Consider the following 903-nt stretch of genomic DNA (forward strand, 5'->3'; position numbering starts at 1 on the left):
GTGATGTTTTAATACCCATGTAAATCACAACAGTGTGATCTTCACGTGCCAAAGCCTGCCAAGGTAAATCCAGCGTATCATCCTGAAGATGGCCCGTGATAAAAGTGCAACCATGAACAAAATCCCGGTGAGTTAATGGAATGCCGGAATAAGTCGTACAACCTGAAGCAGCGGTAACACCTGGGACGACTCGGCAAGCAACCCCCGCATCCAACAGTTCCTGAACCTCTTCACCACCACGACCAAAGATAAAAGGGTCACCGCCTTTAAGACGAGCAACCTTCTTGCCGCTCATCGCTTTTTCGACAATCAACTGGTTTATTTGCTCTTGGGGCAAAGCATGGTCGGCACTTTTCTTACCCACATAAATACACTCTGCCCTGGGCGACACTAATTCCATCACTTCAGCACTGACCAAGCGGTCATAAATAACACAGTCAGCCTGCTTGATTAAGCGATGAGCCCTTATGGTTAACAGTTCAGGATCACCCGGTCCGGCGCCGATCAGAGCAACTTCTCCGGGTAGAAAAGGTCGTCTATTTTCAGAACCTTTAGCAAACAATTCTTGTGGGCGTTTTAGGCCAGCATTGGAAAAATTATCTTGATTCATAAGCCTCTCCTAAACAGCCTGAGGTGTAGCGTTTGTACTTTCAAGCAAGTGCGTATTAACTGCCTCGGCACCATCAATATCGTCTTCTGACAAACCAATTTCCTGATTATCCAGATAGCAGCCCGGGTCCTCTCCCCAATATTCACCATCACTACTGAAAGCTCGCACCCTAGTATTACCACCACATATCGCAAAGTAATCACATTTGGCACAACGTCCCTCAATAGGACGTGGACTCATGCGTAGCCCCAGCATTAATTCATCGTCGGTATTTTGCCAAATATCTGAAAACG

1 protein-coding gene and 1 pseudogene are annotated in these 903 nt (G+C 46.8%); both read right to left on the reverse strand.

The genetic code is table 11. From position 1 onward, the window contains the following. Positions 1–610: uroporphyrinogen-III C-methyltransferase (gene cobA, locus A3729_RS20665; RefSeq protein ID WP_068634231.1), on the reverse strand; the 610-nt coding region annotated here is incomplete at its 3' end. A gap of 9 nt (positions 611–619) precedes the next feature. Then, positions 620–903: pseudogene (locus A3729_RS20670) on the reverse strand (hypothetical protein); the annotation flags it as partial.

The organism is Oleiphilus sp. HI0043, assembly GCF_001634935.1.